The organism is Marinobacter sp. R17 (assembly GCF_003789045.1).
Taxonomy (GTDB): domain Bacteria; phylum Pseudomonadota; class Gammaproteobacteria; order Pseudomonadales; family Oleiphilaceae; genus Marinobacter_A; species Marinobacter_A mangrovi.
In genome coordinates this window covers 24,602-49,216 of record NZ_RHGZ01000006.1, presented here as the reverse complement: position 1 = coordinate 49,216, position 24,615 = coordinate 24,602, and the positions used below count along the sequence as shown (strand labels likewise).

Here is a 24,615-nt window from a genome sequence, read left to right as displayed (position 1 = left end):
CGCCTTATCCAGTGACGTACCGGTCCATGTGACGGGTTCATCAGGCGACGGGCTGTCGAGCAAAAATGTGATACGTTATAACATATTGTCGTGATCGGACGGAATTCCGGATTGCAGGGGCATCGGTGAGGCACGGCTTGATCGGCCGGCATGTGCCGGTCGTGAAAAGCCGGCCCACGACCATCCAGGGCGCGGACCGGCGGTTGTCAGCACGCCTGCCAGTCGCCGTTGCGGTACTGCTCGACGCCGTCCCCGGCGAAACGGAACAGCCACAGCCAATGGTTCTCCACCAGTCGCGCCACATCGGGTTGCTGTGCCAGGATCCGCTCGATGAGCTGGCGAGGGGCGTCGATGAACACGTTGAGTCTCACGGGCTCGTGGCGCCAGGCTTCGCCGTCGTGGACGGACTGGAGCGCCAGGCCGATCCGCAGGTCCGGGTCGTTGCCCTCGATCACGCCCACGTTGCCGCCGACTACCGAATGCAGCAGCTTGTTGCCCGCACCGAAGGTCTCCGGCGCCGCCACCGAGCCCAGGTACTGCAGGTTGATCCAGTTGGCCACCACCATCGGCGCGGTCATCAGGGCCTCAAGCACGGTGCCATCCGGATCCTGCGAGGGCTTGTAGTCATGCAGGAACGTGCGTCCCTTCAGGTTCAGCCCCCGCGTCCGGGAACGGTCGGCGAAGATGATGGCCGCATTGTTCGCCAGCCCCCATTCCGGCCGGACTTCGGACCAGTTCATCGTACGTTTGGTCATGTGTTGCCGCAGGCGGTCGTCGTCATGGCCGGCGAGGCCCAGGGCCGCAGCCCGCTCCCGGCGGCTGCGCCGGGCCGCATCGGTGAAGGCATTTTCCAGGCGGATCAGCTTTTTCAGGTAGCTGTCCGGCACCTGCTCGCGATTCAGGACCGTGACCCGATCCGTCACCGTGCAGTGTTCCGCAGCCAGCGCGAGCGTGAAGTCGGGAATGCGGATGCCCCGTGCCACCAGGCCGGCACGGACCTGGGGATCATTGATCAGACGGGCCGCCAGTGCCGCATTGACTCCGCCGTTCTGGCCCCCGCAGGCACCGCATGCCAACCCGGCCTGGTGTGGATTGTTGTCGGTATGGCTGCCATGCCCGACGAACACCAGCAGCGGCGCGAAGCCGGTGGTCAGCGACAGGCCGCGCAGCATCCGTTCGGCGAGGTCGACTTTTTCAGGGTCGGACACCGGGTCACCGCCATAGCGCTGAAAAAGGCCGCTCTTGGCCGGGGTGGACGTGGCCGGCTTCGTACGGTTCCGGTGCAGGCTGTCGCGGAGCAACTTCCAGCCCCAGGCCAGTCCGGTGGTTTCGACCAGCGTGAAACTGGACAGGCTGCTGTACTTGGCCTTACGCACCGTCTGCCGGGTCATCTCGCGCTGGCTGGCGGCCTGGTGCTGTGTCCGATCCGCCTGACGGTCGCCGGTGGAGTCCACCAGCCGGTAGACCGGAGCCAGCAGTCCCGGAAGCCTGGGCATGTCGTCCTCCGGTCCCAGCCCCCGGTGCGTCACCGGCATACCGAAGAAGCCGGCGAAGCCGAGGGTCTGGACCGTCGGGCACGCCGCCTCAAGATGGCGGCGCATCACCTCGGACCGCACGTCGATGCAGAACACGGCCTGGATCTCGCTGTCGGCCCCGGCCGGCGCCGCCGTGCTCACCGGATCTCTGGAACCAGTCAGCGTGCCGATCAGTTCCCGCTGATAGCCCCGCTCGTAAGCGCGGTGCCAGAGCCACAGTGTCGGGTCATGGGATTGCGTCGCGCCTTTGAGGTAGGTGTTCCAGGCCGCCTGCCACTGGTGCCGCTGCTCCGGCGCTGCCAGATGGACGCCAATCGCCTCCCAGACCAGCAGAATCACCAGCAGTTGGTCGCACAGGTTGGCTGCGCCACCATCCAGCGCGGCCTGCCATTCGACGCCCTTGCACCAGGCGCTCCAGCCAACGAGCTCGAACAGCAGCCGGTGTGCCAGTGCCTCCAGTTCGCTTGCCGAGAGGTTCAGGATACCGATGGCCCAGTTGCTGGCCTGTGCCGGGGCGGCCGGCATGTCTTTCAGGATCGACCGGGCCCCGGCGAGACCGGTCCGGCGGTCCAGGAGCGGGTCGTGCCGGCTTTGCTCCAGCCAGCTCGCAAAGAGCCCGTCAGACGCCAGGTCCACCAGCCACCGCGACTGCCGGGTATCGAAGAACAGTCCGCAGGTTCGCGCGACCTGTTGCCGAACGGCCACCATGGCCGGGCTGGCGCTGCTGCCGAACGTCTGGTCGAGGACCGAGGGCGCCGCCAGGCCACTGTCCGTGTCGCCTTTTTTCAGGGCGGCAAGCAGGGTGTCCCGCGTCGCATGGCCGTCGCTCTCGCGCTGGGCGTCTCGCAGGTCTTCTTCCCGGATGCGGCCCCGTTGCCAGGCATCGCGGTAGAAGGCGGGAGGCATCAGCATGGACGTCTTGGCCCGCGCGCCGGGAATGCGGGAGGCCCGCTCGGCGGGAAGGTGCCGCAGGCCCCACCAGGGGTTGACGGCAATCCACCGGTCCAGCGGCCAGCTGGGTGGAATCACGGACGTTGCCCGGGTCAGGGCGTCTTTCTGGTCGGACGCCAGTGCCGGTTTACCAAAGCGGGATACGCTGACCTGATTCATGACTTGTCTCCCAGGATGGACAGATCGTTCTTCGACGCCGCCTCAGCCGGTTGCCGCCAGGCGAGGCTGTTCGCCAGCCGCGTTGTCAGGTGGTCAAAAGGCAACATCAGGTAGAAGCCGTTGCTCACGTGGAATCGCAGCGTTCGGGCTATCCGGCTCTGCGGATTCAGCAGCAGGATCAGTGAGACCAGGGCGAGGGTGCCGACCATCAGCAGTCCGATCACCACACCCGCCAGGGGCAGTGGTCCGGTGAAGTGCGGGGCGACGACCGGGCCCAGCAGCCAGTGGGCGAGCCCATAAATCGGTATCAGGCCAACGGCCAGGCCGCCCAGGAGCAGCTTCTGACGCAGGCGGATACCCGCCGGCAGACCGAGCACCGACCCGAAAATTGCCAGGATCAGCATGGCGCCCAGCACCGGGTTATTCTCCACAAGGCCCGGGTTCAGCCACAGGAGAGCGAGCCCGAAACCGGCGACGGCCGCACTCCAGGCCAGGCGCGAACGGAGATCGGCCGTTGCGAAAGGCGCCACCCGGGACGCCGACACCGTGCGCCCCGAAGCCAGGAACGAATGGGCCTTGTAGAGCGAGTGAGCCAACAGGTGCAGGAAGGCCAGGGTGTAGGCGCCCATGCCGATCTCGAACAGCATGAAGCCCATCTGGGCCGACGTGGACCACGCCAAGGCGTGTTTGACGGAGGCCTGGCTCATCATCGTCAGCACCCCGACCACCGCCGTCAGGCCGCCGACAGCGAGCAGGACCAGATGCCCCGGGGAGAAACCGTCCAGTACCGGGAACAGTCGCAGCCAGAGAAAGCCCCCAAGGTTGATGACGCCCGCATGGAGCAGTGCGGAGACCGGCGTCGGCGCTTCCATGACGCGCAGCAGCCAGCCATGGAACGGCACCTGGGCGCACTTCAGCAGCGCTGCCACGGCGAACAGGACCGAGGCGATCTCGAGATGGGTGCTGCCCTGGGCCGTGTCACCGGCGGATGTGATCATGGCAGGCAGGTCGAAGGTGCCGTAGTGGCGGTAGAGCAGCCAGACGCCGGTCATCACGCAGATGTCGCCGATACGGCTGACGATGAACTTCTGGAACGCCGCGAGACGGGCTTCCGGGCGGTCATGGTACAGGGTCAGCAGGTGATGCAGGGCGAGGCTGACACCGATCCAGGCCCCGGCCAGGACCAGCAGGTTGTTGGTGAAAACCAGGAGAAGGACGCTCGCCAGCGTGGTCAGGAACCAGGGCAGGAAGCGATGGCGTGCGGGATCGCCCAGCAGGTAGGTGTCCGCGTAGCGGAGAATGACCCAGCCAATGAAGCCCACCATCAGGGCCATCCAGACGGCCAGTCCATCGGGCTGGAGCCCCAGGCGATGGCCCATCTCCGGCAGGCCGGTGTCGGCGATCCAGGCATCGACCACCAGCAGAACGCCGATGAGGGCGGTGGCCCTGATCGAGAGCACCAGCAGGCGGCTGGCGAGGCGCCAGCAGAGCCCGGTGGTCCGTGTGCTGGATTGCCAGCCCGTGAAGCCCGCCAGCAGCAGGAGCGACACCGGCAGAAGGAGCCAGGCCAGGAGCGCTGGCATGGAAAATACGGTTGCAAGGTCGTTCATAAAGGCCTCCCGTTGACGTTGTGCTTACTTTGCCGGGAATGCATTCATATAAAAAATGGTTTAAAAAGATCCTATCGTTCTTTTTTAGAGAACAATTGCCATGAAACTGAATTACCATCACCTGTTCTATTTCTGGACTGTGGCCAAAACCGGACACCTGACCTGTGCCGCGGAGTCCCTCCACATTTCCCAGTCGGCGCTGTCGGGCCAGATCCGCAAACTGGAGGACAGTCTCGGCTACGCGCTGTTCATCCGGGAGGGCCGCCGGCTGAAGCTGTCAGAGGCCGGCCGCGTGGCTTTCGGCTATGCCGAAGATATCTTCCGGCAGGGCGAGGAACTCACGGAGCTGTTCAGCTCCGGCATCCAGGCCAACCGGGAAAGCCTCCGGATCGGGGCGGTGGCGACCCTTTCCCGCAACTTTCAGGAAGGGTTCCTGAAACCCCTGCTCGGGCGAGACGACATCGAGCTGATCATTCAGAGCGGCACCCTGGACGACCTGATCCGCCGGCTCTCAGCCCACCGACTGGACCTGGTGTTGTCCAACCAGCCTGTCCATGGCGATGAAAAGAACCCGTGGCGCTCGCGTCGCATTGCCCGACAGGGCGTCAGCGTGATTGGCCCGCCGGGTGTAACCGGTGTGGAGACGTTTCCCGAATTGCTGGTGGAGCGCAGCCTGATCGTGCCGGGACCGGAGAACAACATCCGCCATGCGTTCGACCAACTGTGCGACTATCACGGCATCAGCCCGCGTATTGTCGCGGAGGTAGACGACATGGCGATGATGCGTCTGCTGGCGCGGGACACACGCCACTTTGCGGTATTGCCGCCGGTCGTGGTCCGTGACGAGCTGGAGCGGGGCAGCCTGGTGGATTACGGCGCGTTGCCCGGCGTGTTCGAGGAGTTTTACGCAGTCAGCATCCGGCGGCAGTTTGAACCGCCCCTGCTGACCCGGTTGTTATCCCAACCCTCAGAAGTGTTGCTGACCCGGTCGGCGAACTGGTCGTTCTGAAGTCGCCCGGCGGGTTCACGGACTTGTGGCTGGCTTTGAACCTGCGGTGGATAACCGTCTTTCAGCTCCGATTCTCTTCCGTCTCAAGCTTGGGCGCCGTCCCCGACTTGGGCAGCCCGTGATCTTCCCAAGGCTCGCCGTCCTCGCCCTGGAGCTGGTAGTCATAAGCGGCCTGCAGGCCCGTTTCATCCTCTTCGACTTCCTCGGGCTCCTGGTCGATGTGGCGGGGATAGAGCGGTGACAGCAAAGCCACGACAACGCCGATGGCGGAGAACATGGCAAATGCATCGGCGTAACCGAACGTCTTGACCAGCAGGCCGACGGCGGGTGAACCCGTGGCCTGGCCGAGCGAGATCGCCATAAAGGGCAGCACCGGCCCCATCGACAACCGGCCCGGCAGCAGGCGGATGCCGGTCATCAGGTAGAGTCCGGTCAGACTCATATAGGCCAGACCAAACACCAGCGCCGAAAACGCGGTGATCACCAACTGACTCGGACTGGCTGCCAGCAGGGCCAGGCTTGCCGCCAGCATCATCAGCATCAGGGCCTGGGTGATGGGCGGGTTGTTGCGGTCGGCCAGATCGGCCACCACTGCGCCTCCAAGGCCTGCGATGCCAACCGCCAGCCACAGCCAACCGGTGGCACTCGGCGGCTGGGAACTGAGGTTCACCATCAGGTCCGGAGCAAAGATCCAGTAGGCGGCGGACACAAAGCCCATCGCGAAGGCAAACAGCGAGAGCCGGAAAAGCCGCCACCAGTGCAGTCGCGTGATCGGCGGAGGTGGGGCCGCGTTCAGGGGCGTGACACGCGATACCGACGGAATAAAGGTGCGGGCGGCGATGACCCCGACCGCTGCCAGAATGGCAAAGACGAGATACGCCGAACGCCAGGCACTGGCGACAAACAGGATGGCTGGCACGGCCACGATCACACCGACGCTGGTCCCGGCGTTCATCACCGAGCTGACCCGCCCGTGCAGCGATCGATTGACCAGGGCCTGCATGGCCGCGGTCAGCGCCGGCATCATCAATCCCGTGCAAATGCCGCAGGCAAACACGCCCACCCCCAGCGACAGGGCGCCTGAAGCCTGACTGATCACCGCCAACCCCACCACGCCGAACACGCCGGAAAGCACGGTGGTATTGCGAGCCCCGAAACGAATGGCAACGATCGGCGCAACCAATGTGGCCAGTGAAAAACTGATCAGCGGCAGAGCGCCGATGACACCGATGACCTCCGGCGTCAGTGCCAGGTCATCGCGAATGGGAGGGACAAACAGACCAAAGGCGAAGCGTGCCAGGCCGTAACTGATGGCAATCAGGCCGGCTCCGATCAGCGCAAAGCTGGTGCTTGACGGCACTTTCATAGCAGGACCTGACCGCTGGGGTTAATGACGGTTCTTGCCGTAATCAAGGGCCACGCGCATCGCGCAATGACCGTCAATCGATACCAGACCACGGACGTTATTCGCCTCACCGTGCAGCCCTCTTTATTTGGGGGCAGGCCCTGCCTTTGAATGTGATACCTGACCAGCCTAAGAATGGACCGATCCGGATTCAAGGCAGTGTGGTCAAAAGAGGCACGGTGTGTCGTTTCTATCCCCCAGGAACGGCTTGCGGCCTTCACTCGGGTTGTTCTAACGCCCCGTGGTTTGCGCATACTCATGCGCCAGTATCGTAGGTTGGGCTGACGCAGGAAGCCCAACAAGCCGGGTTTGCGGCCAATCTCATCCAATCCAAGGGTCGCCAAGCGGATTTTTGAGACCTCATGTTCCAAGCCTGTCCGCGATAACGGGAACGTCCGGTGCCCGCTCATTGTTGGGCTTCCTGCGTCAGCCCAACCTACCCCTGGAGCTTTTGCGACGCCTTCCCAAGACTGTGATACCTGCCCAGCCTAGGAATGGGCCAGGCCGGATTCAAGCCGGTGTGGTCAAAAGAGGCATGGTTTGTCGTTCTTGTTCATAGCACCCATTAAAGAGGTGTCACGCGGAGGGCGGTTCAATCCGGCCCGTTTTTTTTCCTACACTGGTGGCACAGCCAACACGGAGGAACGTATGCGATTCACCAGACTGGCCGAGCGTGTCACTTTGCCTGCCTTGGCCCTGTCCGTTCTGACGGCCGCTCACGCGTGGGCGGAGGTGCCGGCGAAAAAAGCGCAGCATTTGGTCGAGCAATGCCGGGAAAAAAACGGTGCAGCAGCCTGAGGGGAAGGCCCTCACCGGCTATCCGCTTGAGGAAGAAACCAACGCGGGAAGCTACCGACCCGGACAGCCTTTCGAACTGCATATCAATATTCGCGGGCACGGCAATGCTGTGCATAACGTAACCTGCCATGTCGATGCGCAAGGCCGGGTCAGTTTCGAAGGCATCAAGGAACGGGGCAGTGCGATAAAATAGTCGGGTATTTCCGATAACATAATAATCAAAAGACGACTCAACCAGGGACGGGGCCTTGGCCTGCTCAAGCGCCAGTGGCCGGGTTCGTTCACGTCGCTGTTCTGGCAGGGCCGTCACAGGTTGGGAGTGAACAGCAAACATGGCCCAGAGCCCCGAACTGTTGCGACGGCTACTTCGCGCGAAAGACCGGATGGATCGCGCGTCCCACGAAGCGTGGCCGATTCATCGCCTGGCGCAGGTCAGCGCCGTTTCGGCGTCGCACTTTGCCCGCTCGTTCAAGGAAGCGTTTGGCGTTCCGCCGCATCGTTATTTGCTGACCCGCCGCATCGAGCGGGCCGTCGCACTGCTTCGCGACACGGACCTCCCGATCACGGACATCGCCTTTCAGACGGGTTGGAAAAGCCTGGGAACCTTCGGGCGCATTTTCCGTGACATCACCGGTGAGAACCCGGGGCAGCTCCGTGCACGTGAGCGGTCGTCTCCGGATGACCGGGAAAACGTCCCCGAATGCATGGTGCGCGCCGCTGATCGTCCGGACCTCAAGATGGCAGTTTTGGAGAAGCGACGGAAGACCTCCGTTGAGAGAATGGACCGCCCATCAACGGAGGATCTTCTATGACACAAGGTATTGGTGTGGTTGGTCTGTATGTCCGGGACCAGGACGAAGCGCTGACGTTCTATGTTGAACGGCTGGGGTTTCGGGTCCATACGGACGTGCGCAACGGGAACTATCGCTGGCTGACGGTGCAGCACCCGGAGCAGCCCTCGTTCCAGCTGGGTTTGTTCAAGCCGGGCCCGCCGGTCCACGATGACGCGACAGCGCGGACTCTGAGTGAGGTTGTGGCCAAGGGGGCCATGCCACCGCTGGTGCTCCATGTGGAGGATTGCCGCGCGGCCTACGAGCGGCTGAGCAGGCTGGGGGTGGAGTTCACCCAGGAGCCGATCGACCGGTATGGCGCCGTGGACGCCGGTTTCCGCGATCCGTCCGGCAACGGATGGAAGATGATCGAAGCCCGGTCACAATCCGCAGCGGAGGCCTCGACATGAACCGGAGTCTCTGGATGCGGCAGGGCCATCGTTGGCTGTCGATCGTTTTCACGCTCACCGTCATCGCCAACTTCGCGTTCAGGGCGGTGGCCTCGGGTGAGCCGCCAATGTGGCTGACCTACGCGCCGTTGCCGCCGCTTTTCCTGCAACTGGTCTCAGGCCTGTACCTGTTTGCGTTGCCGTATCGTTCCAGGTGGCGCGGCCAGCCTTGTGACTGATCGACCCAGGTTGCCGACGCCGGGGCCGGGTTTCCGGCGTCGGGAGCCTACAGTCTGTTCTCTTGCGTGGCCTCAACAGCAACCACCGTATTGTTCTCGACGGTTATGACCACCAGGGATTGACCGCCCAGCGAGCTCTGCAAACGGTAGGTCAGGATTTCCCGTTTAACGGGACTCCCGCCGGCGCCGTCATCGACTGCGATCGTCTCAACCTCCCGGTTAACGGGATCGCCAGCAATATAAAGAATCTCCTGCTTGCTTTGCCCTTCCTGGATCAGCTTGCCATTGGCAAGCCGGAATGAGTCGTTGGCATGGGCAAAGGATGCGGTCGTCAGCAGGGCCATCGTGACCAGGGCTTTTAAGGGTTTCATCTCTATTCCATTCCTGAAAAACCGTTATCGATCCATTGTGGTTTTCACTGTGTGCTCACGCTAGAAGATCGCGTCAGCATGATGACTTTCCAGTATGCCAACGACCGCCAGACACCGCTTCTCCGAAACCGCTATGTCGAAAATCTGAACGCTATCGCCGGCGCCTCTTTTCGCCTCGGGGACTCCTGTTACTTCTGGAGGCTTTGCGCATACTCCTGCGCCAGGCCCTCATAGGATTCCGGCGGAGGAAACTTCTCGAAGCTGTGGGTCGCTGGCGTGGTCGCCCAGGGCAGTTTTTCGCTGGTGTAGGTTTCGACAAACGGTACGAACCAGCTGTGGTCGTCCAGCATGGTTGGGCGCACATTGACGAAAGGCATTGAGTCGTCGAACCGCGTGAACATCCAGCTCATGCAATCCGGGCAGAAGAAATGCCGCACATCGTTGCCGCGAAGCCCGCCAATCACCGGATCGCCGCGCGTGACAGAAAAAGCCTCGCCGGGAACGAGGGCCGACAGCGAGTAGGCGCTCGAACTCATCTTCTGGCATCCCGTGCAGTGGCACGCCATCGTCAGGATTGGCGCCGCATCAATCTGGATACCCACACGGCCACAACGGCATTCGCCTTTGATAGGCAGTAACTTCTCGATCATGGTTTCACGCTCCCTGTTGTTGTCGTACGGAAATGGTTTCCAAACTATAGCGTGTTTATCTGGCAGGGCGCCCCGGTCCCTATTCAATGCGTGGACGACCGGGGCTGTTCCTGTTCCGCCTTAATTCGAGGAGCGATACCCGCCCTGACGCTCCAGCATCCAGCCCGGATATTCAGCCGGCAGCCGGCTGACGTCATCCAGGGCGGCCAGTTCGTCGTCCGAGAAGCGTACCTGGGCGGCCCGAATGTTGTCCTGCAGCTGGTCGACCCGTTTGGCGCCGACGATGACGCTGGTCACGGCGTTCTGGTGCAGCAGCCAGGCCAGGGCGATCTGGGCGACCGAGACGGGCTGGCCGTCCACCGTTTTACCGGCGGCGATTTCCCGCATCACGGCGATGACTTCGCTGCCGCGTTCCCGGTTCACCGGCGGGAAGTCGAACTTGGCACGGCGGTTTTCTTCCGACACGTTCGGGCCTTCGTACTTACCGGACAGGTAACCGCCCGCCAATGGGCTCCATACCATCAGGCCGATGTCCTCGGACTCCAGCATGGGGATCACCTCGCGTTCCAGATCCCGACCCACGAGCGTGTAGTAAGCCTGCAGCGACAGGATCGGACACAGTTGGCGGGCCCGGGTAATGCCGACGGCCTTCATCACCTGCCAGGCGGCCCAGTTCGACAGGCCGACGTAGCGGACATGGCCGTGCTGCACCAGGGTATTCAGCGCCTCCAGGGTCTCCTCGATTGGCGTGGCCGGATCGAAGCCGTGGATCTGGTACAGGTCGATGTAGTCCGTTTGCAGGCGCTCCAGACTGGCCTTGTACTGGGTCATGATGTGACCCCGGGACGCCCCGCGGGCGTTGGGACTGTCGCCCATCGGGCCGAGCACCTTGGTGGCCAGCACGATATCCTCACGGGGAACGCCCAGATTTTTCAGGGCCTGCCCGGTGATGCGCTCGCTGGCGCCACCACCATAGACGTTGGCGGTGTCGATGAAATTGATGCCCGCATCGAGGGCGGTTTTCACCAGCTCATTGGCCTGATCCTGCTGCAACTGGCCGATCAGCTCCCAGATGCCGTCTTCGCCGCCGAAGGTCATGGTGCCCAGGCACAGTTCCGAGACAAACAGGCCGGAGTGGCCCAGTGTCCGAAGGCGCAGGGGGGTGTCCTGACTGGATTGGGGCATATTGGGTGTCGTCATAGCGAGTCCTCTCCTTTTGATGGATGCACCTGCCGGGGCAGGGCCGTGGACTCATGCTACGTTGGCGCAGGGTCGATCGGGCTGGTGGAAACTCTCAGACGATTGCACGATCCTATCAATCAGGTCTGTTGCGGAGGCTGGCCGTGCTGAATTGTGGCGCCGGAAAGCCTATGATCGGATCAGCACAGGAGGCGCCCATGACCGCTCAACCCAACGTCATTCCGATGCAACCGGACCATCCCACCCTGAACCGGCTGCGCGATCTTGTCGAGCAGCAGTGGCTGGCCCACGGGCCGGAGACCGCCATCGACGGACTGCGGCTGACCCGCGCGCCGGAACCCAGTGGCACCATTCGGGCGCTGTATCAAACCTCGTTCTGTATCGTCTTGCAGGGGGCCAAGGTCACGGCCATCGGGGAGCAGGCCTTTCACTATGGTCAGGGCGACTGCTTGTTCGCGTCGGTCAACCTGCCCGTGAACTCTCGCATCATTGAGGCGACGCCGGACAAGCCGTATCTGGCGCTCAGCCTGTCGATCGACCCGGCGATGGTTTCCGAACTGTTGGTGGCTCATCCGGAGATAGCTTATCGAGGCCCCAAACGAACGGCGCTGGCGACGGCACCGGTGCCCGGGGAACTGTACGATCCTGTCATCCGCCTGCTCCGGCTGCTCGACCAGCCGATCGATCGCGAGGTCATGGAACCGCTCATCCGCCGGGAAATCGGCTGGCGTTTGCTTCGCTCCCCGCTGGGGCCAGCTTTGCAGCAGATCGGCATGAAAGACAGCGACACCGCCCGCATCGGTCGGGTCACCGCCTGGATGCACGCGAACTATCAACAGCCCTTCAAGGTCGCGGACCTGGCCAACATGGCAAACATGAGCCCGGCGTCCTTCCATCGGCATTTCAAGGCCATTACCCAGCTCACGCCGGTGCAGTTCCAGAAACGGGTGCGATTGCAGGAAGCCCGCCGGCTGCTGTTCAGCGAGCAGGAAGTGGCCAGTGTGGGTTACCAGGTCGGTTACGAGAGCCCGTCCCAGTTCAGCCGCGACTACCGCAAACTGTTCGGTGCGCCGCCAGGGCGGGACAAGGCCGTGATGCGGTCCAGTGTGGCGATTGAGAGTGGCGTTTAACGTGTTCATTTAACTGGGCTTAGTTCATTATGCTCCCCTCATCTGGCATCAACAAAGGAACGGTTCATGCGCCTTGGCAATTCAATTCTCCCTCGCGCTGCACTGGGGTTTGCCCTCGGGCTCTTCATGACGACGGGGGCCGTTGCAAAGACGGCTCTGGAAGATCTGTCCGACACGGTTGAACAGGTCGAGGACCAGCTGGACGCACGGGTTGGCCTCGCCATGACGGACACGGGCTCGGATTTTTCCTGGTCCCATCGCGCAGACGAGCGTTTCCTGATGAACAGCACGATGAAGGTGCCGCTTTGCGGCGCCGTACTGGCGCAGGTCGATGCGGGCAAGATGTCCCTGTCCGACGAACTGCCCGTTCACCAGGACGATATCCTGTCTTACGCGCCGGTCACCAAAGAGCGCGTCGGGCAGAGTATGACCCTGGATGAGCTGTGCTACGCCGCGCTGGATATGAGCGACAACACCGCGACCAACCTGTTGATCAGACACCTGGGCGGTCCGGAGGCGGTCACGCAGTTCCTGCGACGCATCGGAGATTCCGTCACCCGTTCAGACCGGTATGAATCGGCCCTGAACACCTGGGAACCCGGCGATCCCAGGGACACCACAAAGCCCGTCGTCATGATCGACACCCTGCAGAAGCTGTTGCTGGGGGACGCATTGACCACCAGCTCCCGCGACCAGTTGGTGGCGTGGATGAGCCATGGCGGCGTGACTCAAGCACTACTGCGAGACGACGCGCCCTCAAGCTGGAAGATCGCCGACAAGTCCGGCAGCGGCGACCACAACCGGAACATCGTGGCACTGATTACGCCGGACGACGGCGACCCGAGAATCGTCACGATCTATATCTCGGATACAGACGCCGACTTCAAGGCCCGTAATGCGGCGTTGAAAGAGCTGGGGGCGGCAGTTATCCGAATGATCAAAATGGACGAGCACTGACAAAACGGGTCTCTCGGTTCCCAATTACATAAATGCCCATTTTATTTACATGTTCTGACTGATAGCCCGGCAAAAATATCTACTATTCAAAAGCCTACGCTGTGTTTGCGTGATCGCGCAGACGCGCAGAGAGCGGGCGCCAACTTCTCAGAAGCGCGCCGCTTGTGAAAGCTTAAAAAGGGCTAAACGCTAGCTGACAACCAAAATAAAGAAGAAGGGAATTCAAGCATGAAATACTTGCTCATTCTGGCCACGCTTCTCGTAACAGGCTGTGCGACAACCAATGTGCCGATTGCCAACGAAGTGAAGAAACAGCTTCCGGACCATAGTCTGACCACGACCGATCGGGAAAGCCCGAGTTTTGTCGCCATGACGTCAACAAAAGGCATGCTGGGCGCTGTGGGGGCCGTTGCCGCGATTTCCGAAGGCAATGACCTGGTCGAAAATGACAACATTGAAGACCCGTCAAACAGGATTGCGAACACGCTGGCTCAAAAGCTGGCCAAGCAGTACGGCATGACCCTGGTAGGGCAGGCCAATGAACCCACCGATTCTGATGATCTCGCCGTCATCGCCAAGAGTTTGTCTGGAAGCGCGTATGCCATTGATGTGCAGACAACGGGCTGGCAATTCATCTATGACGGCTTCAATTTCTCGGATTATCTCGTCATGTACACCGCAGAGATGCAGCTCATTGACATCGCCCAGGCGAAAGCGGTTGCAGTGGGGCACTGCGTTTACAACTCGAAAGACGACAATGGCACCGTAAGTTATGAGGCACTCGTAGAAAATAATTCAGCCTATATCAAGGAACAGCTCGCCGCCGCGTCGGAGAAATGCTCCTCGGAATTCAGCCAGAAGGTGCTTAGCCTCTAAGTGACAATGGAGCGAATGGGGCTGGTCGCGGCTTTTGGCGCTGATCCTGCCTTTTGACCTTTAATCCATAATCAAACCCTGAATTGACGGGCAGGGTTAGAGTGCTGGCTCATCTCAGCCTGTGAGTCGTGGTATCGAATTTCTTGCGGTCGCGCGAGATCAGCGTACGGAACTTCTTCACGTTGTTATCTGCATTCTACTGGTTCGCAAGGAGAATCCGGCCGTCGATTCGCGATGACGACCGGATCATCAAAGGGCGGATAAGGGCGCTGGCTGTCGGATCAACCGTCCGTCGAGACCGTCAGGGCCTCCCAGTCTTCGATTTCCCGGGCCATGCCGGCCAGTCGATCCCGTACCCGTTTGAGGGCATCACTTCCCAGCAGCAGATGCGCGGGAGGCGTGTCGCTTTCAATAATCTCCAGCATGGCCTTGGCGGCTTTGCAGGGGTCCCCGAGTTGCTGGCCGCTTTTCTCCAGGCGGGCCTGGCGGACCGGATCGAACAGGGCATCGTAATCGGCAATCTGCCGGGGCGATCGGCGCATGGAGCGGCCTGCCCAATCGGTCCGGAAGGAGCCCGGCGCCACGGCCGTGACGTGGATATTGAATGGGGCCAGTTCCTTTCCCAGGGTGTCGGAAATGCCTTCCAGCGCGAACTTGCTGCCGCAGTAGTAGGCGATGCCGGGCATGGTGATGTACCCACCCATTGATGTGATGTTGATGATGTGTCCGGCCCGGCGCTGGCGGAAGAAGGGGAGCAGTGCCCGGGTCAGTTCGACCGCACCAAACACGTTGACCTCGAACTGCCGGCGCATTTCCTCGGTCGGCGATTCTTCCAGGATGCCCTCATGGCCATAGCCGGCGTTATTGACCAGGACATCAACGGGGCCGAGGCTGGTCTCAATATCTTCCGCGACCCGGGCAATGGCCGGGGTGTCGGTCAGGTCAAGCTGACGGGCATAGGCGTTGCCGGATGTGTGGGCTTCGAATTCTGCAACCGCGTCGGCCTGGCGCACGGTGCCAATCACCCGATGCCCGGCTGCAAGGGCGGCCTCGGCGAGGGCCTGGCCGAACCCGCTGCTGACACCGGTAATGAGAAGGGTCTTGCTCTGTTTCATGGCGTTGCTCTCTGTTTGAGGGTGGATCTGGCCATCCTAGAGCGGTCGGATACGGTACAGAACGCGAGATCTTCTGAGTTTGTTGCCTATTCCTATGAGAGGGATTGCCTGCGGGCCTGAATGGCCCAGAATGAAGGCACAAAACGATCGGGAGCAAAGGTTCATGAGTATCGAGGCGAGCGCTGGCCGTCAGCGCGAGCGGCGCATGGTGGCGTTACTGGAGTCGATGGCGCCTCAGGAAGGCTACAATCTGACGGCGCTGCCCGATGTCCGCTTCCTGCGCTCGAACCGTCCGCTGGAGAGAACGCCGGTACTTTACGATCCGGGGATCGTCATCGTCTGTCAGGGGCGTAAGCGCGGTTACTGGGGCAACCGAACCTACGTCTACGATGCACAGCACTACCTGGCGGTCTCCATTCCGGTGCCGTTCACGATGGAGACCGATGCCTCTGCCGAAAGGCCTTTGCTGGCCATCTACCTGCATCTCGACATACCGCTGGCGGCAGAACTGATGATCGAGCTGGAGGAAGCCGGAATACCCGCGTCGGCATCACCCTGCGGCCTGTTGTCCTCCGAGATGGAGCCGGCTCTCGGGGCCACCGTGGAACGCTTCCTCGAAATCATGGCGTCGCCTGAAGACAGCCGGATCCTGGGGCCGGCGATGGTGCGTGAGATCTACTTCCGGGTCCTGACGGGCGCCCAGGGCGGCGCCATGCGGGCCGCCCTGGATATGGAAGGCCATTTCGGGCGAATCTCCCGCGCCATCCGCCTCATCCATGCCGGGTATGCCACGGCTCTGGATGTGAATCAGTTGGCCCGTGAAGCCCGCATGAGCACACCGAGCTTCCACACGCATTTCAGGCAGGTAACGCAGACATCGCCGATGCAGTATGTGAAAGCCGTCCGGCTTCATCAGGCCAGACTGCTGATGTTCCGGAACGGCATGACCGCAGCGGCGGCCTCAGCGGGTGTCGGCTACGAGAGCTCGTCGCAATTCAGCCGGGAATTTCGCCGCCTGTTTGGACGCTCGCCCCGGGAAGAGGTGGCCTGGATGCGCTCATCTTTCGAGCTGCCGCCTCCGGAGTCCCCCTCTCTCTATGTGTCTTCCCATTGAGCGGGAGGCGATCCCTGCGCTGACCTACCGGTGCGCCAGGGCGTAATCGATCGCCGCACACACCGCCGCAACCTGTGCGGCATTGCATTGCTCTGTGGTGGCGCGGGGGCTGTCCGGGTAGACCTCGGTCGTCGTCCGGTAGGGCGCGCGGGTGAGGTTGGTGCACAGGCCCATTTGCTGGATCGGGTACTCGATAACGCCGCGGGCCGCCACGGGGGTGCCGAAGAGCTCGCCTTTGTCATCGGCCGGCGCGATATGGGTCACCTGCTCCACCGCCTCAATCACCGCCTGTTGGAACTCGGGCTGCGGGCTTTCGCGGTCATCGACCAGATAGAAACCGTCGGGAATCCCGCCCGGTTCAAACGGCTTGCCGTCGCGGGCCGCCAGGGCAGGGCGAAACTCACTTTCGTCGGTATCGGTGGTTTCGTGCAGGTCGATGTGCAGCAGGGCCTGATCGCGGATGGGCGCAACCAGCCGCATGAGGGCCGCCGCCTCTTCCGCCTGACCGTCATCCCGGAACGAGCGGTTCGGATCGACCGCATTGGCGTTCCAGCGGTGGATGCGTTCGTAAGCCCAGGGGCTAACGCAGGGCGCCACGAGCAGGTTGATGCGGTCCGAGTAATCCGCAGCACGCTGCTCGACGAATTGCAGCGCACCATGGACACCGCTGGTTTCATAACCGTGGACACCGCCGGTCACCAGCACGATCGGCCGATCATCCCGCCAGTCACGACTCCGGATCGCCATCAGCGAATAACGGTCAGCGCCATATTCCAGACGGCCATACTCTTCCACATCGAAGCGCGAGCGCAGGCGGTCGATCACGCTCCCCACCTCGGACTCGTAGCTGCGCTGGCGGGTCTGACGGGATAGCCACTCGGCACGCTCTGCATCGCCCCAGGGCGTTCCGGGTGTGCCGATGGGATAGGGTGTGGACGTCGTGTTCAAGTCGCTTTCTCCAATGGTGGCGGGCGCAAACGGGCATTCTAGCATCCGCGCCTGGGCTGGTGTCCCGTTTCGCCCTGAGTGAAGGCCTACAGACGAAAGCTGACAAGCGTGGCGACGATCAGGGCGGCTGCCGCGGCCAACAGGGAACTGGCAAAGGTATGGCTGACCGCATACAGCCCATCCGCCAGGAGCGGCCCGATAATCTGGCCGATGCCGTAAGCCAGTGTCATCGTTGCCAGCAGGTTGGCGCCCGACTGTCGCGCCGCCCGCTGTGCGGCAGGCATGGCAATGGTGACCGTGCCCATGAAGGTGCCGCCAACCAGCAGGGCGCTCAGTAGATAGCCGGCCCCCGAACCTAAAGCTACGGGCAGGGCGACACCACAGGCCTGGATGATGAGGTTCAGGCGCAGGGCAAGACGGGTTCCCAGCCGGTCGTGGACGCGGTGCCAGAGATAGCAGGAGGGTGCCGCGCCCAGACCGAAGACGGCCCAGACGTGGGCCGGATCCAGATCGGGGAATGCGGTTTTGACCAGCGTCGGGAGATAGGTGGCCGTGACGATATAGCCCAGGCCAGCGAGTCCGTAGATCAAGACGAGCGGCCAGGCTGCAACGAAGGCGGTATGGGCCTTCGACGGCGCCGTTTCACGCAAACCCTCAAACGTGGCCTGACCACGGTCACCCGTCAGGAAGGCGGGCGCCGCCACCAGGCCGATAATCAGCGTCGCGATGCCGAGCAGGAGCCACATCCCGAAGCTGTCCAGCCCGATGGCTTCGGCAAGGACCAGCAACTCCGCTGACAAGGCAATCCCGACGCCCACCCCCGCATACAGTAGCGGAGCGCCCCACGAATGACCGCGGTGTTCCAGCAGCCAAAGGGAGGCGGCGACCATGGACAACGCACTGAACAGCCCGGCCACCCCACGGACCGCGACAATCGCCCCAGTCGAGGTCAGCAGCGCGAGCACCGCCAGGCAGAGGGCGGTGCCCAGGGTCGACAGCTGGCAAAACCAGTGGGCCTTGTGGGCGCGCAGACGGACGGCAAGCAGGGCGCCCAGCAGATAGCCGGCGTAATTGGCGGAGGCCGCCAGACTGCCACCGCGCAGGCTGAGCACCCCTTCGTCCACCATGTGCGGGTAGATGGCGGTAAAGGCAAAGCGGCCGAAACCCATGCCAATGGTCAGCACCAGGGCGGCCTGGATCGCGGATTTCCACTCGGAACGGTCGGCCGATTGCAGGGCGGATGACGTGTTCATGACCACACACCGTCCAGTTGCTGCATCAGATGCTGAAACGCGGGCACGTTATAGCCCTCGCGCCAAACCAGCAGGGTGTCCGCCTGACCAGCCGGCAACGCTTTGCAGTCGGACGGCGTGCTCGTCAGCTTCAACACGCTCTCCGGCAGCAACGCCACGCTCGCCCCGGCGGCAACACACGCGGTCATCGCGTGGTAGGAGGCCATCTCCTGGATTCTCCAGCTCGTCGAACCGGCCATGCCGAGCAGGTTCTCGGCCATGCTGCGATAGGTGCAGCCCTGGGGGAAGGCGGCCAGTGATCGCGTCTGAACGTCGGCGACCTGATCGCAGCCGGATTCATGAGCGGGTAACAGCCATTGCAGCTCCTCACGCCACAGGGGGCGGGATGTCAGTCCCAGATCCTCCAGCGCCGAGGCGTTCTCGAAGGCGGGAGGCAACGCGATGAAGGCACAATCGAGCTGGCCGGCACGCACCTTCTCAAGCAGCGGGCGCGATGGGCCTGTGGTCAGTTCCAGACGTGTCTCCGGGAAACCGGCGTGGTAGTCCGCCAGTACCGATGGCAGCCGGCTCGCGGCCGTACTTTCCATGCTGCCGATGCGCAGGGTGCCGCCGTTCACGCCTCCCGAGACCACATGCCGGGCCTCCTCTTCAAGCGCCATCATACGCTTCGCATAGTCGAGAAAATCGTCGCCTGCGGCGGACAGTGACAATCGCTTTCCGATCCGAACGAACAGGTCCGCGCCCAAGTCCGCTTCCAGCTGCTGGATGCGAGTGGTCACGTTGGAGGGTGCCCGGCCCAGTCGGGTGGCGGCATGGGTGATGCTCAGTTCGCTGGCCACCGCGCAGAAGATGCGGAGTGATTCGGAATCCATGCTTTTCCCCTTGAGAGAATCTTTTCTGTGAAATATTCTTCTTTAAGGAATATATCATCTCACTTATTCTCAAATCCAGAAGGAAAAGCCATGAACGTCGATCAGGAACTTCTCGCCAGACTCGGCATTCGCCTCCCGATCATCCAGGCGCCGATGGCAGGTGTGTCCACGCCTCAGCTTGCCGCGGCCGTCTCCAGCGCGGGCGGACTGGGATCGATCGGGATCGGTGCGGTTTCAGCCGACCAGGGGCGTGAGCACATCGAAGCGACACGTGCTTTGACGGACCGCTCCTTCAACGTCAACGTGTTTTGCCACGCCCCCGCCCAACGGGATCCGGAACGCGAAGCCGCCTGGCTGGAGCACCTGGCCCCGTTGTTCGCAGAGGTCGGCGTTGAACCTCCGACGATGCTCAACGAAATCTATACGTCCTTCCTGGCGGACGACGACGTTTTCGACATGTTGCTGGAGCAGCGCCCGCCGGTGGTCAGTTTCCACTTCGGAGTGCCCTCACCGGACCGGGTCCGGGCGTTGCAGCAGGCTGGCATCTACACGATGGCCACCGCGACCCAAGTGCCCGAAGCCGAGCTCATTGAGAAGGCCGGTGTCGATGCCATTGTGGCGCAGGGAGTCGAGGCGGGCGGACATCGCGGCATCTTCGATCCGGACGCGGGCGATGAGGGGCTTGCCACATCGGTGCTCGTAAGGATGCTGGTGGGAAGGACCCGACGACCCGTGATCGCGGCGGGTGGCATCATGGATGGCCGGGGTATTCGTGCGGCGCTTGATCTGGGGGCGGCTGCGGCGCAACTCGGCACCGCTTTTGTTCTGTGTCCGGAATCCGCTGCCAATGACAGCTATCGCGCGAACCTCAAGAGCCCCCGGGCGGCGACAACCCGGCTGACTCGAACGTTGTCTGGTCGTCCTGCGCGGGGGCTCGTCAACCGTTATGTGCGGCACGGCGAAGCTGCGGGCAGCCCAACGCCAGCCGATTATCCTGTGGCCTATGACGCGGCCAAACAATTGGCAGCTGCAGCGGCCAGGCTGGGCAAAACCGAATTCGCCGCGCAATGGGCGGGGCAGGGCGCGCCGTTAGCCCGGGAGCGGTCGGCCGCAGAGCTTGTTGGTATGCTGGCGCGTGAGCTGGAAGGGCACTGAACCGTTTGGGGCTATTGCCTATTGAACCCGGCTGGCTGATGGGTGCCCCATTTATTCCTGCGTCATCCCAGGGCCAGATGTGTTTTCGTGGGTTCACTTATGGGCTGGCTTCTCATCCGCGCCAACCCAGCCGGTTTCCGCCGCTTGAGGGGCACTGAGCGCCTTGCTGTAGTATCCGGACGGATCGAAACAGCACACTCGCTTTTTACCCGAAGCGAGCATGTCGCACGCGTCGTGGATCCGCTTGGCCCGCGTCTTGGCCTGCTTGGCGGACGTCATCCAGTGAATCCAGTCCAGGCGGGCAATGGGCGTGGTTGCCTCCCACACCGCCCTCGCTTCGGGGGCCGCTGCCAGGGCCTCCTGGAAATCCGGCGGGATGTCAGGCTCGGGTTCCTGCGCGACGGGGGCGATCTCGAACGAAGCCGTATCGCCAACCGCGGCGCCGGCGGATTCGAGCGTCTCAGGCTCCAAACGCAGCCAGTGGCTCAGTTGCCCGTCCGGGTCGAGGGTGGCCTGAAAATCATGGCGGTTCAGGGTGACATCAACGGTCGTCCGGCCCCGGCGCGGCAGGGTATCACTCACACTTTTGGGCAGGATCACGAACGCCCAGGCGGTATCGACGTCGGGCTTGGCTGGGCGCAGGATAGTGGCCTGGAACCGGGCTGGGTTGTCGCTCGGACTCATGATCGCGTCTCCCTGTTAGCGAATCACACCCAGCTAACCATCAGCCGTTCAATGCGTCCAGCCTGTCGTAGGGTTTCTTTCAGTCTGCCGCCGCGACACCGTGATCCTTTTCGGCATCGGTCTTTGCCTGGCGTTCTGAGTCCTGAGCTTCTGTAGCCTCCTGCGGCCATCGGACGAAGGCCGCTGCGCATCGGGTGCGACAAAGCGCGAGGTAGCTCGTTCCACGGGGCGCCTTAATGCCCTCGGACGCCCTCAACCCTCCGAACCGGCTGCCCCGGCAGTAACCTCGCGGCTGTAGCGACGAGGCGAGCATCCCATCATTCGCTTGAAAGCCGTGCTGAAGGCACTTTCCGATTCGTATCCCAGTTCCAGTGCAATCACGGATACCGGATCGTGCGAGCCCGTTAAGCGGTCCCCCGCCAAAAGCATTCGCCAGCGGGTGACGTACGCGATCGGGCTCTGGCCTACCATTTCCCGGAATCGTGCGGCGAAGGCCGAGCGAGACATGCCTGCGTGGCGGGCCAGGGCTTCCACTGTCCAGGGGCGGGCCGGGTTGTCATGAATGGCCTGGATGGCCTGCCCCAACTGGCGGTCGGTCAGGGCCGCGAACCAGCCGACGCTATCGGCATGGTCATCCCGGTATAAGCGCAGCGCCTGAATGAGCATCATGTGGGCGAGATGTTGGAGAACCAGGGTCGTCCCCGGCTCATTGTTGCGCATTTCTTCCATCGTACGTGCGATCAGTTGGCTCAACGACGCCGCCCCGTTCTGATCCCGGATATGAACGAGCGGCGGTAGCATGCCGAGCAACGCCTCGGCCTGACTGCCTTCCAACGCAAAGCGGCTGCTCAGGAACAGACAATCGCCGCCACCGTTAACGGTACGAATGTAACCGAACCGATTGTTGGCAAGCGCGGTGGGGGCATCCAGAGGCTCTGTGGATGGACTGGAGCCGAGAAAAAACGGCCGACCCTGTGGGAGGAGAATGCAATCGCCCGTGTTGAGGTGCACCGCATCAGCACCATCAAGGACCAGCCAGCAATCCCCCTTAACCACGGCGCCGGTTTTTATAGCCCGGCCCTGATCCGGAAACTGGATGGCCCAGGGAGCCCCCGCATCGATTCCGGCTGACATGTAACTGCGGGGTTTGAGCAGTGAGAGAACATCGGACAGCGGGTCCATGAACGGCTCCGGTCGGTGTGGACGATGGCGAAAGTATTCTGGATTTTAGCGCATAGATCGTCCAGGTGCGGCCGTTTATTCTGATCATGCCCGGGTGAGAGTCTGACCGGGCATTCTGCCAAACCATCAAGTGAACGGAGTATGCCATGCGCGTATTGGTTACTGGAGCGACGGGGTTCGTCGGTTCTGCGGTTGTTGAGGATCTGTTGAAGGCCGGGCATCGGGTTCTGGGTCTCGCTCGATCCGACGCGTCGGCCGCCCGCCTCGCGGAAAGCGGTGCGGACGTGCACCGCGGTGATATCGAGGACCTGGACAGTTTGCGGCTCGGCGCCGAAAGCTGCGATGGGGTGATTCACACGGCGTTCAATCACGACTTCTCGAAATTCGCCGAGAACTGTGAAAACGACCGCAAAGCCGTCGAGGTGATGGGCGAGGTGCTGATCAAAACCGGGCGACCACTCGTGGTGACGTCAGGCATCGGCCTGCTGGCGGCCGACCGGCTGGTGACGGAGTCCGATCAGGCGGGTGAGCACTCACCACGCAAAGCCACAGAAGAGGCAACCGGTGCCGTGATGGCCCGGGGTGCGAATGTGTCCGTCGTACGCCTGCCGCCGTCAGTGCATGGCAAAGGTGACCACGGATTCGTCCCGATCCTGATCAACCTGGCCCGGGAAAATGGCTATGCCGCTTACATCGACGACGGCGAAAATTGCTGGCCGGCCGTCAGCCGCCTCGATGCGGCAACCCTGTTCAGATTGGCATTGGAACGGGCGCAGCCTGGCGCCGTCTATCACGCCGTGGCAGAGCAGGGTGTGCCGTTCAAAGAGATTGCCGAAGCGATTGGAGCCGGCCTTGGCCTGCCGGTGAAACGCCTCCCGCGAGGCGAAGCTGCCGGGTACTTCGACTGGTTCACCCACTTCGCCGCGATCGACTGCCGCGCTTCAAGTACACAGACCCGGGAACAACTGGCATGGCAGCCCCGCGGGCCAGACTTAATCGCGGACATGGCCGGTGCGGGATATTTTGAGGTTAATTAAAACATCACCCATTGCGCCTTGGCGGAGTCCCCGGGGCGCAGGCTTTGGGATGGGCTTGGATGGTCATTATTGGTGCTTTCTGCGTCGTTAACTTTTTGGTCGGGGCAATGGTGTTCTCTTCCGAACCGTCTCGTCCGATGACGGGTATCTCAAGTCGTTTCCCTGTCTGGCTTCAGTAACCGGTCCACCTGAGCCGTCACATGGTTTGATCTCAATCAAAGCGCGTTAAGCCGGTTTGTATAACGTTTGAACACGGGGGCATTGGATTGATGGGATGCCGTCATGGGTGGGCCTTCATGGATACGGGAGAGATAGGGATATGGACAGATTAAAGGGCAAAGCGGCCGCGGTCACCGGTGGTGCCATGGGAATTGGTGCCGCCGTCGTCCGGCGGATGGCGGAAGAGGGGGCGGCCGTCGCGGTGCTGGATTGGGAGGACAGTGCGGGACAAGCACTGGCATCCGAACTGACGGCCAAAGGCCACGCCGTTCGCTACTGGCACTGCGACGTCACCGACGGAAACCAGTTCAAGCGCGTGTTGGATGAGGTTGCCGAGGCTTTCGGAAGCCTGACGGTCCTGGTCAACAATGCCGGAATCTCCGGTCCGAACAAACCCACACATGAACTGAGCGAGGAAGAGTGGGACCTTGTGCAGACCGTTAACGTAAAAGGCGTGTTCCTTGGGACCAAGCACGCCATCCCCCATATGAAGCGGGCCGGGGTGGGCAGCATCATCAACCTGTCGTCGATTTACGGCATCGTCAGCGCGCCCGATGTTCCCCCGTATCACGCGTCCAAAGGCGCGGTGCGGCTGATGTCAAAAACGGACGCCTTGCTGTACGCGCCCGACAGAATCCGGGTGAATTCCGTGCATCCCGGGTTCATCTGGACACCGATGGTGGAGCACCACCTTCAGACTACGGGCATGGAGATGGACGACGCCAAGCAGGCCACCGCCGACCTTCATCCGCTGGGGCACATGGGGGAACCGGACGACATTGCCTGGGGGATTGTCTATCTCGCATCCGACGAGTCGAAATTTGTGACGGGCAGTGAGTTGGTTATTGATGGGGGTTATACGGCGCGCTGAAAACACCGATTTATCTGGCGGGTCTTGTGTTTTGCTTTCTTATTGCCGGAGCAAAA

General features: G+C 62.3%; 25 protein-coding genes. 13 read left to right on the top strand and 12 right to left on the bottom strand.

All coding sequences use genetic code 11. The features are described from left to right. Positions 1-206: 206 nt before the first annotated feature. Complete coding sequence (locus EB809_RS06235; RefSeq protein WP_123633963.1) at positions 207-2,645, bottom strand: YbcC family protein; 2,439 nt, start codon at positions 2,643-2,645, stop codon at positions 207-209. After that, positions 2,642-4,255, bottom strand: coding sequence for an NADH-quinone oxidoreductase subunit L (locus EB809_RS06230; protein WP_123633962.1), 1,614 nt, complete (start codon positions 4,253-4,255; stop codon positions 2,642-2,644). The genes EB809_RS06235 and EB809_RS06230 overlap by 4 nt, the downstream gene beginning before the upstream one ends. Before the next feature lie 100 nt (positions 4,256-4,355). Here EB809_RS06230 and EB809_RS06225 point away from each other — a divergent pair, with 100 nt between their 5' ends. Continuing rightward, a complete protein-coding gene (locus tag EB809_RS06225) occupies positions 4,356-5,264 on the top strand; it encodes a LysR family transcriptional regulator (protein WP_123633961.1) in 909 nt (302 codons plus the stop codon). A 61-nt stretch (positions 5,265-5,325) separates the two neighbouring features. Here EB809_RS06225 and EB809_RS06220 read toward each other — a convergent pair whose 3' ends face one another. Further along, a complete protein-coding gene (locus EB809_RS06220; protein ID WP_123633960.1) occupies positions 5,326-6,630 on the bottom strand; it encodes an MFS transporter in 1,305 nt (434 codons plus the stop codon). Between the two features lie 687 nt (positions 6,631-7,317). Here EB809_RS06220 and EB809_RS20920 point away from each other — a divergent pair. The 5 genes from EB809_RS20920 to EB809_RS06200 all read left to right on the top strand — a co-directional run bounded on the left by EB809_RS20920 (position 7,318) and on the right by EB809_RS06200 (position 8,925). Continuing rightward, positions 7,318-7,467, top strand: a complete 150-nt coding sequence (locus EB809_RS20920) for a hypothetical protein (RefSeq protein WP_190294838.1) — start codon at positions 7,318-7,320, stop codon at positions 7,465-7,467. Beyond that, the gene (locus EB809_RS06215; protein WP_123633959.1) at positions 7,454-7,660 is read left to right on the top strand and encodes a hypothetical protein; all 207 of its coding nucleotides are present in this window, start codon (positions 7,454-7,456) and stop codon (positions 7,658-7,660) included. Before EB809_RS20920 ends, EB809_RS06215 begins: the two co-directional genes overlap by 14 nt. 139 nt (positions 7,661-7,799) lie before the next feature. Continuing rightward, positions 7,800-8,279 (top strand): helix-turn-helix transcriptional regulator, encoded by a 480-nt coding sequence (locus EB809_RS06210; protein WP_123633958.1) that lies wholly within the window; start codon positions 7,800-7,802, stop codon positions 8,277-8,279. Then, positions 8,276-8,707, top strand: a complete 432-nt coding sequence (locus tag EB809_RS06205) for a VOC family protein (RefSeq protein WP_123633957.1) — start codon at positions 8,276-8,278, stop codon at positions 8,705-8,707. Before EB809_RS06210 ends, EB809_RS06205 begins: the two co-directional genes overlap by 4 nt. Continuing rightward, positions 8,704-8,925 carry a hypothetical protein gene (locus EB809_RS06200; protein WP_123633956.1) on the top strand — a complete coding sequence of 74 codons (222 nt, stop codon included), beginning with the start codon at positions 8,704-8,706 and terminating at the stop codon, positions 8,923-8,925. The genes EB809_RS06205 and EB809_RS06200 overlap by 4 nt, the downstream gene beginning before the upstream one ends. Before the next feature lie 47 nt (positions 8,926-8,972). Here EB809_RS06200 and EB809_RS06195 read toward each other — a convergent pair whose 3' ends face one another. The 3 genes from EB809_RS06195 to EB809_RS06185 all read right to left on the bottom strand — a co-directional run bounded on the left by EB809_RS06195 (position 8,973) and on the right by EB809_RS06185 (position 11,146). Next, positions 8,973-9,296, bottom strand: coding sequence for a hypothetical protein (locus EB809_RS06195; protein ID WP_123633955.1), 324 nt, complete (start codon positions 9,294-9,296; stop codon positions 8,973-8,975). A gap of 188 nt (positions 9,297-9,484) precedes the next feature. After that, positions 9,485-9,946 carry a GFA family protein gene (locus tag EB809_RS06190; RefSeq protein ID WP_123633954.1) on the bottom strand — a complete coding sequence of 154 codons (462 nt, stop codon included), beginning with the start codon at positions 9,944-9,946 and terminating at the stop codon, positions 9,485-9,487. 120 nt (positions 9,947-10,066) lie between these two features. Then, on the bottom strand, positions 10,067-11,146 hold the full coding sequence (locus tag EB809_RS06185) for an aldo/keto reductase (RefSeq protein WP_123633953.1): 1,080 nt from the start codon (positions 11,144-11,146) through the stop codon (positions 10,067-10,069). A 197-nt stretch (positions 11,147-11,343) separates the two neighbouring features. Between EB809_RS06185 and EB809_RS06180 the strand changes: the two genes are divergently transcribed. From EB809_RS06180 to EB809_RS06170, 3 genes are all read left to right on the top strand, one after another. Next, positions 11,344-12,276 carry an AraC family transcriptional regulator gene (locus tag EB809_RS06180; RefSeq protein ID WP_123633952.1) on the top strand — a complete coding sequence of 311 codons (933 nt, stop codon included), beginning with the start codon at positions 11,344-11,346 and terminating at the stop codon, positions 12,274-12,276. 66 nt (positions 12,277-12,342) lie between these two features. Further along, entirely contained in the window at positions 12,343-13,233 is an 891-nt protein-coding gene (gene bla / locus EB809_RS06175; protein ID WP_123633951.1) for a class A beta-lactamase, read from the top strand. A 228-nt stretch (positions 13,234-13,461) separates the two neighbouring features. Further along, complete coding sequence (locus EB809_RS06170) at positions 13,462-14,109, top strand: hypothetical protein (RefSeq protein WP_123633950.1); 648 nt, start codon at positions 13,462-13,464, stop codon at positions 14,107-14,109. Between the two features lie 281 nt (positions 14,110-14,390). Here EB809_RS06170 and EB809_RS06165 read toward each other — a convergent pair whose 3' ends face one another. Beyond that, on the bottom strand, positions 14,391-15,224 hold the full coding sequence (locus EB809_RS06165; protein ID WP_123633949.1) for an oxidoreductase: 834 nt from the start codon (positions 15,222-15,224) through the stop codon (positions 14,391-14,393). Between the two features lie 163 nt (positions 15,225-15,387). Between EB809_RS06165 and EB809_RS06160 the strand changes: the two genes are divergently transcribed. Continuing rightward, a complete protein-coding gene (locus EB809_RS06160; protein ID WP_123633948.1) occupies positions 15,388-16,338 on the top strand; it encodes an AraC family transcriptional regulator in 951 nt (316 codons plus the stop codon). A gap of 24 nt (positions 16,339-16,362) precedes the next feature. Here EB809_RS06160 and EB809_RS06155 read toward each other — a convergent pair whose 3' ends face one another. The 3 genes from EB809_RS06155 to EB809_RS06145 all read right to left on the bottom strand — a co-directional run bounded on the left by EB809_RS06155 (position 16,363) and on the right by EB809_RS06145 (position 19,411). Next, the gene (locus EB809_RS06155) at positions 16,363-17,286 is read right to left on the bottom strand and encodes a M14 family metallocarboxypeptidase (protein WP_123633947.1); all 924 of its coding nucleotides are present in this window, start codon (positions 17,284-17,286) and stop codon (positions 16,363-16,365) included. An 86-nt stretch (positions 17,287-17,372) separates the two neighbouring features. Beyond that, the gene (locus EB809_RS06150) at positions 17,373-18,539 is read right to left on the bottom strand and encodes a YbfB/YjiJ family MFS transporter (protein ID WP_123633946.1); all 1,167 of its coding nucleotides are present in this window, start codon (positions 18,537-18,539) and stop codon (positions 17,373-17,375) included. After that, positions 18,536-19,411, bottom strand: coding sequence for a LysR family transcriptional regulator (locus tag EB809_RS06145; RefSeq protein WP_123633945.1), 876 nt, complete (start codon positions 19,409-19,411; stop codon positions 18,536-18,538). The genes EB809_RS06150 and EB809_RS06145 overlap by 4 nt, the downstream gene beginning before the upstream one ends. 90 nt (positions 19,412-19,501) lie before the next feature. Between EB809_RS06145 and EB809_RS06140 the strand changes: the two genes are divergently transcribed. Next, complete coding sequence (locus tag EB809_RS06140) at positions 19,502-20,566, top strand: NAD(P)H-dependent flavin oxidoreductase (RefSeq protein WP_123633944.1); 1,065 nt, start codon at positions 19,502-19,504, stop codon at positions 20,564-20,566. Positions 20,567-20,659: 93 nt separating this feature from the next. On the opposite strand, the gene EB809_RS06135 is transcribed toward EB809_RS06140, so the two are convergent. Then, complete coding sequence (locus EB809_RS06135) at positions 20,660-21,250, bottom strand: YdeI/OmpD-associated family protein (protein WP_123633943.1); 591 nt, start codon at positions 21,248-21,250, stop codon at positions 20,660-20,662. A 252-nt stretch (positions 21,251-21,502) separates the two neighbouring features. Continuing rightward, a complete protein-coding gene (locus EB809_RS06130) occupies positions 21,503-22,432 on the bottom strand; it encodes an AraC family transcriptional regulator (protein ID WP_123633942.1) in 930 nt (309 codons plus the stop codon). A gap of 146 nt (positions 22,433-22,578) precedes the next feature. On the opposite strand from EB809_RS06130, the gene EB809_RS06125 reads away from it, so the two are divergent. Together EB809_RS06125 and EB809_RS06120 are read left to right on the top strand one after the other, a co-directional pair. Then, positions 22,579-23,469: an SDR family oxidoreductase gene (locus EB809_RS06125; RefSeq protein WP_123633941.1), complete on the top strand. Its 891-nt coding sequence runs from the start codon at positions 22,579-22,581 to the stop codon at positions 23,467-23,469. A 319-nt stretch (positions 23,470-23,788) separates the two neighbouring features. Then, entirely contained in the window at positions 23,789-24,559 is a 771-nt protein-coding gene (locus EB809_RS06120) for an SDR family NAD(P)-dependent oxidoreductase (protein WP_123633940.1), read from the top strand. Positions 24,560-24,615 lie beyond the last annotated feature (56 nt).

What these genes read in the sequence shown, in the direction of transcription:
- EB809_RS06190 (WP_123633954.1), bottom strand. Translation starts at nt 9,946, where the DNA reads ATGATCGAGAAGTTACTGCCTATCAAAGGCGAATGCCGTTGTGGCCGT.
- EB809_RS06140 (WP_123633944.1), top strand. Translation starts at nt 19,502, where the DNA reads ATGAACGTCGATCAGGAACTTCTCGCCAGACTCGGCATTCGCCTCCCG.
- EB809_RS06180 (WP_123633952.1), top strand. Translation starts at nt 11,344, where the DNA reads ATGACCGCTCAACCCAACGTCATTCCGATGCAACCGGACCATCCCACC.
- EB809_RS06170 (WP_123633950.1), top strand. Translation starts at nt 13,462, where the DNA reads ATGAAATACTTGCTCATTCTGGCCACGCTTCTCGTAACAGGCTGTGCG.
- EB809_RS06235 (WP_123633963.1), bottom strand. Translation starts at nt 2,645, where the DNA reads ATGAATCAGGTCAGCGTATCCCGCTTTGGTAAACCGGCACTGGCGTCC.
- EB809_RS06130 (WP_123633942.1), bottom strand. Translation starts at nt 22,432, where the DNA reads ATGGACCCGCTGTCCGATGTTCTCTCACTGCTCAAACCCCGCAGTTAC.
- EB809_RS06195 (WP_123633955.1), bottom strand. Translation starts at nt 9,296, where the DNA reads ATGAAACCCTTAAAAGCCCTGGTCACGATGGCCCTGCTGACGACCGCA.
- EB809_RS06200 (WP_123633956.1), top strand. Translation starts at nt 8,704, where the DNA reads ATGAACCGGAGTCTCTGGATGCGGCAGGGCCATCGTTGGCTGTCGATC.
- EB809_RS06135 (WP_123633943.1), bottom strand. Translation starts at nt 21,250, where the DNA reads ATGAGTCCGAGCGACAACCCAGCCCGGTTCCAGGCCACTATCCTGCGC.
- EB809_RS06185 (WP_123633953.1), bottom strand. Translation starts at nt 11,146, where the DNA reads ATGACGACACCCAATATGCCCCAATCCAGTCAGGACACCCCCCTGCGC.
- EB809_RS06160 (WP_123633948.1), top strand. Translation starts at nt 15,388, where the DNA reads ATGAGTATCGAGGCGAGCGCTGGCCGTCAGCGCGAGCGGCGCATGGTG.
- EB809_RS20920 (WP_190294838.1), top strand. Translation starts at nt 7,318, where the DNA reads ATGCGATTCACCAGACTGGCCGAGCGTGTCACTTTGCCTGCCTTGGCC.
- EB809_RS06125 (WP_123633941.1), top strand. Translation starts at nt 22,579, where the DNA reads ATGCGCGTATTGGTTACTGGAGCGACGGGGTTCGTCGGTTCTGCGGTT.
- EB809_RS06145 (WP_123633945.1), bottom strand. Translation starts at nt 19,411, where the DNA reads ATGGATTCCGAATCACTCCGCATCTTCTGCGCGGTGGCCAGCGAACTG.
- EB809_RS06220 (WP_123633960.1), bottom strand. Translation starts at nt 6,630, where the DNA reads ATGAAAGTGCCGTCAAGCACCAGCTTTGCGCTGATCGGAGCCGGCCTG.
- EB809_RS06210 (WP_123633958.1), top strand. Translation starts at nt 7,800, where the DNA reads ATGGCCCAGAGCCCCGAACTGTTGCGACGGCTACTTCGCGCGAAAGAC.
- EB809_RS06120 (WP_123633940.1), top strand. Translation starts at nt 23,789, where the DNA reads ATGGACAGATTAAAGGGCAAAGCGGCCGCGGTCACCGGTGGTGCCATG.
- EB809_RS06150 (WP_123633946.1), bottom strand. Translation starts at nt 18,539, where the DNA reads ATGAACACGTCATCCGCCCTGCAATCGGCCGACCGTTCCGAGTGGAAA.
- EB809_RS06225 (WP_123633961.1), top strand. Translation starts at nt 4,356, where the DNA reads ATGAAACTGAATTACCATCACCTGTTCTATTTCTGGACTGTGGCCAAA.
- bla (WP_123633951.1), top strand. Translation starts at nt 12,343, where the DNA reads ATGCGCCTTGGCAATTCAATTCTCCCTCGCGCTGCACTGGGGTTTGCC.
- EB809_RS06205 (WP_123633957.1), top strand. Translation starts at nt 8,276, where the DNA reads ATGACACAAGGTATTGGTGTGGTTGGTCTGTATGTCCGGGACCAGGAC.
- EB809_RS06230 (WP_123633962.1), bottom strand. Translation starts at nt 4,255, where the DNA reads ATGAACGACCTTGCAACCGTATTTTCCATGCCAGCGCTCCTGGCCTGG.
- EB809_RS06165 (WP_123633949.1), bottom strand. Translation starts at nt 15,224, where the DNA reads ATGAAACAGAGCAAGACCCTTCTCATTACCGGTGTCAGCAGCGGGTTC.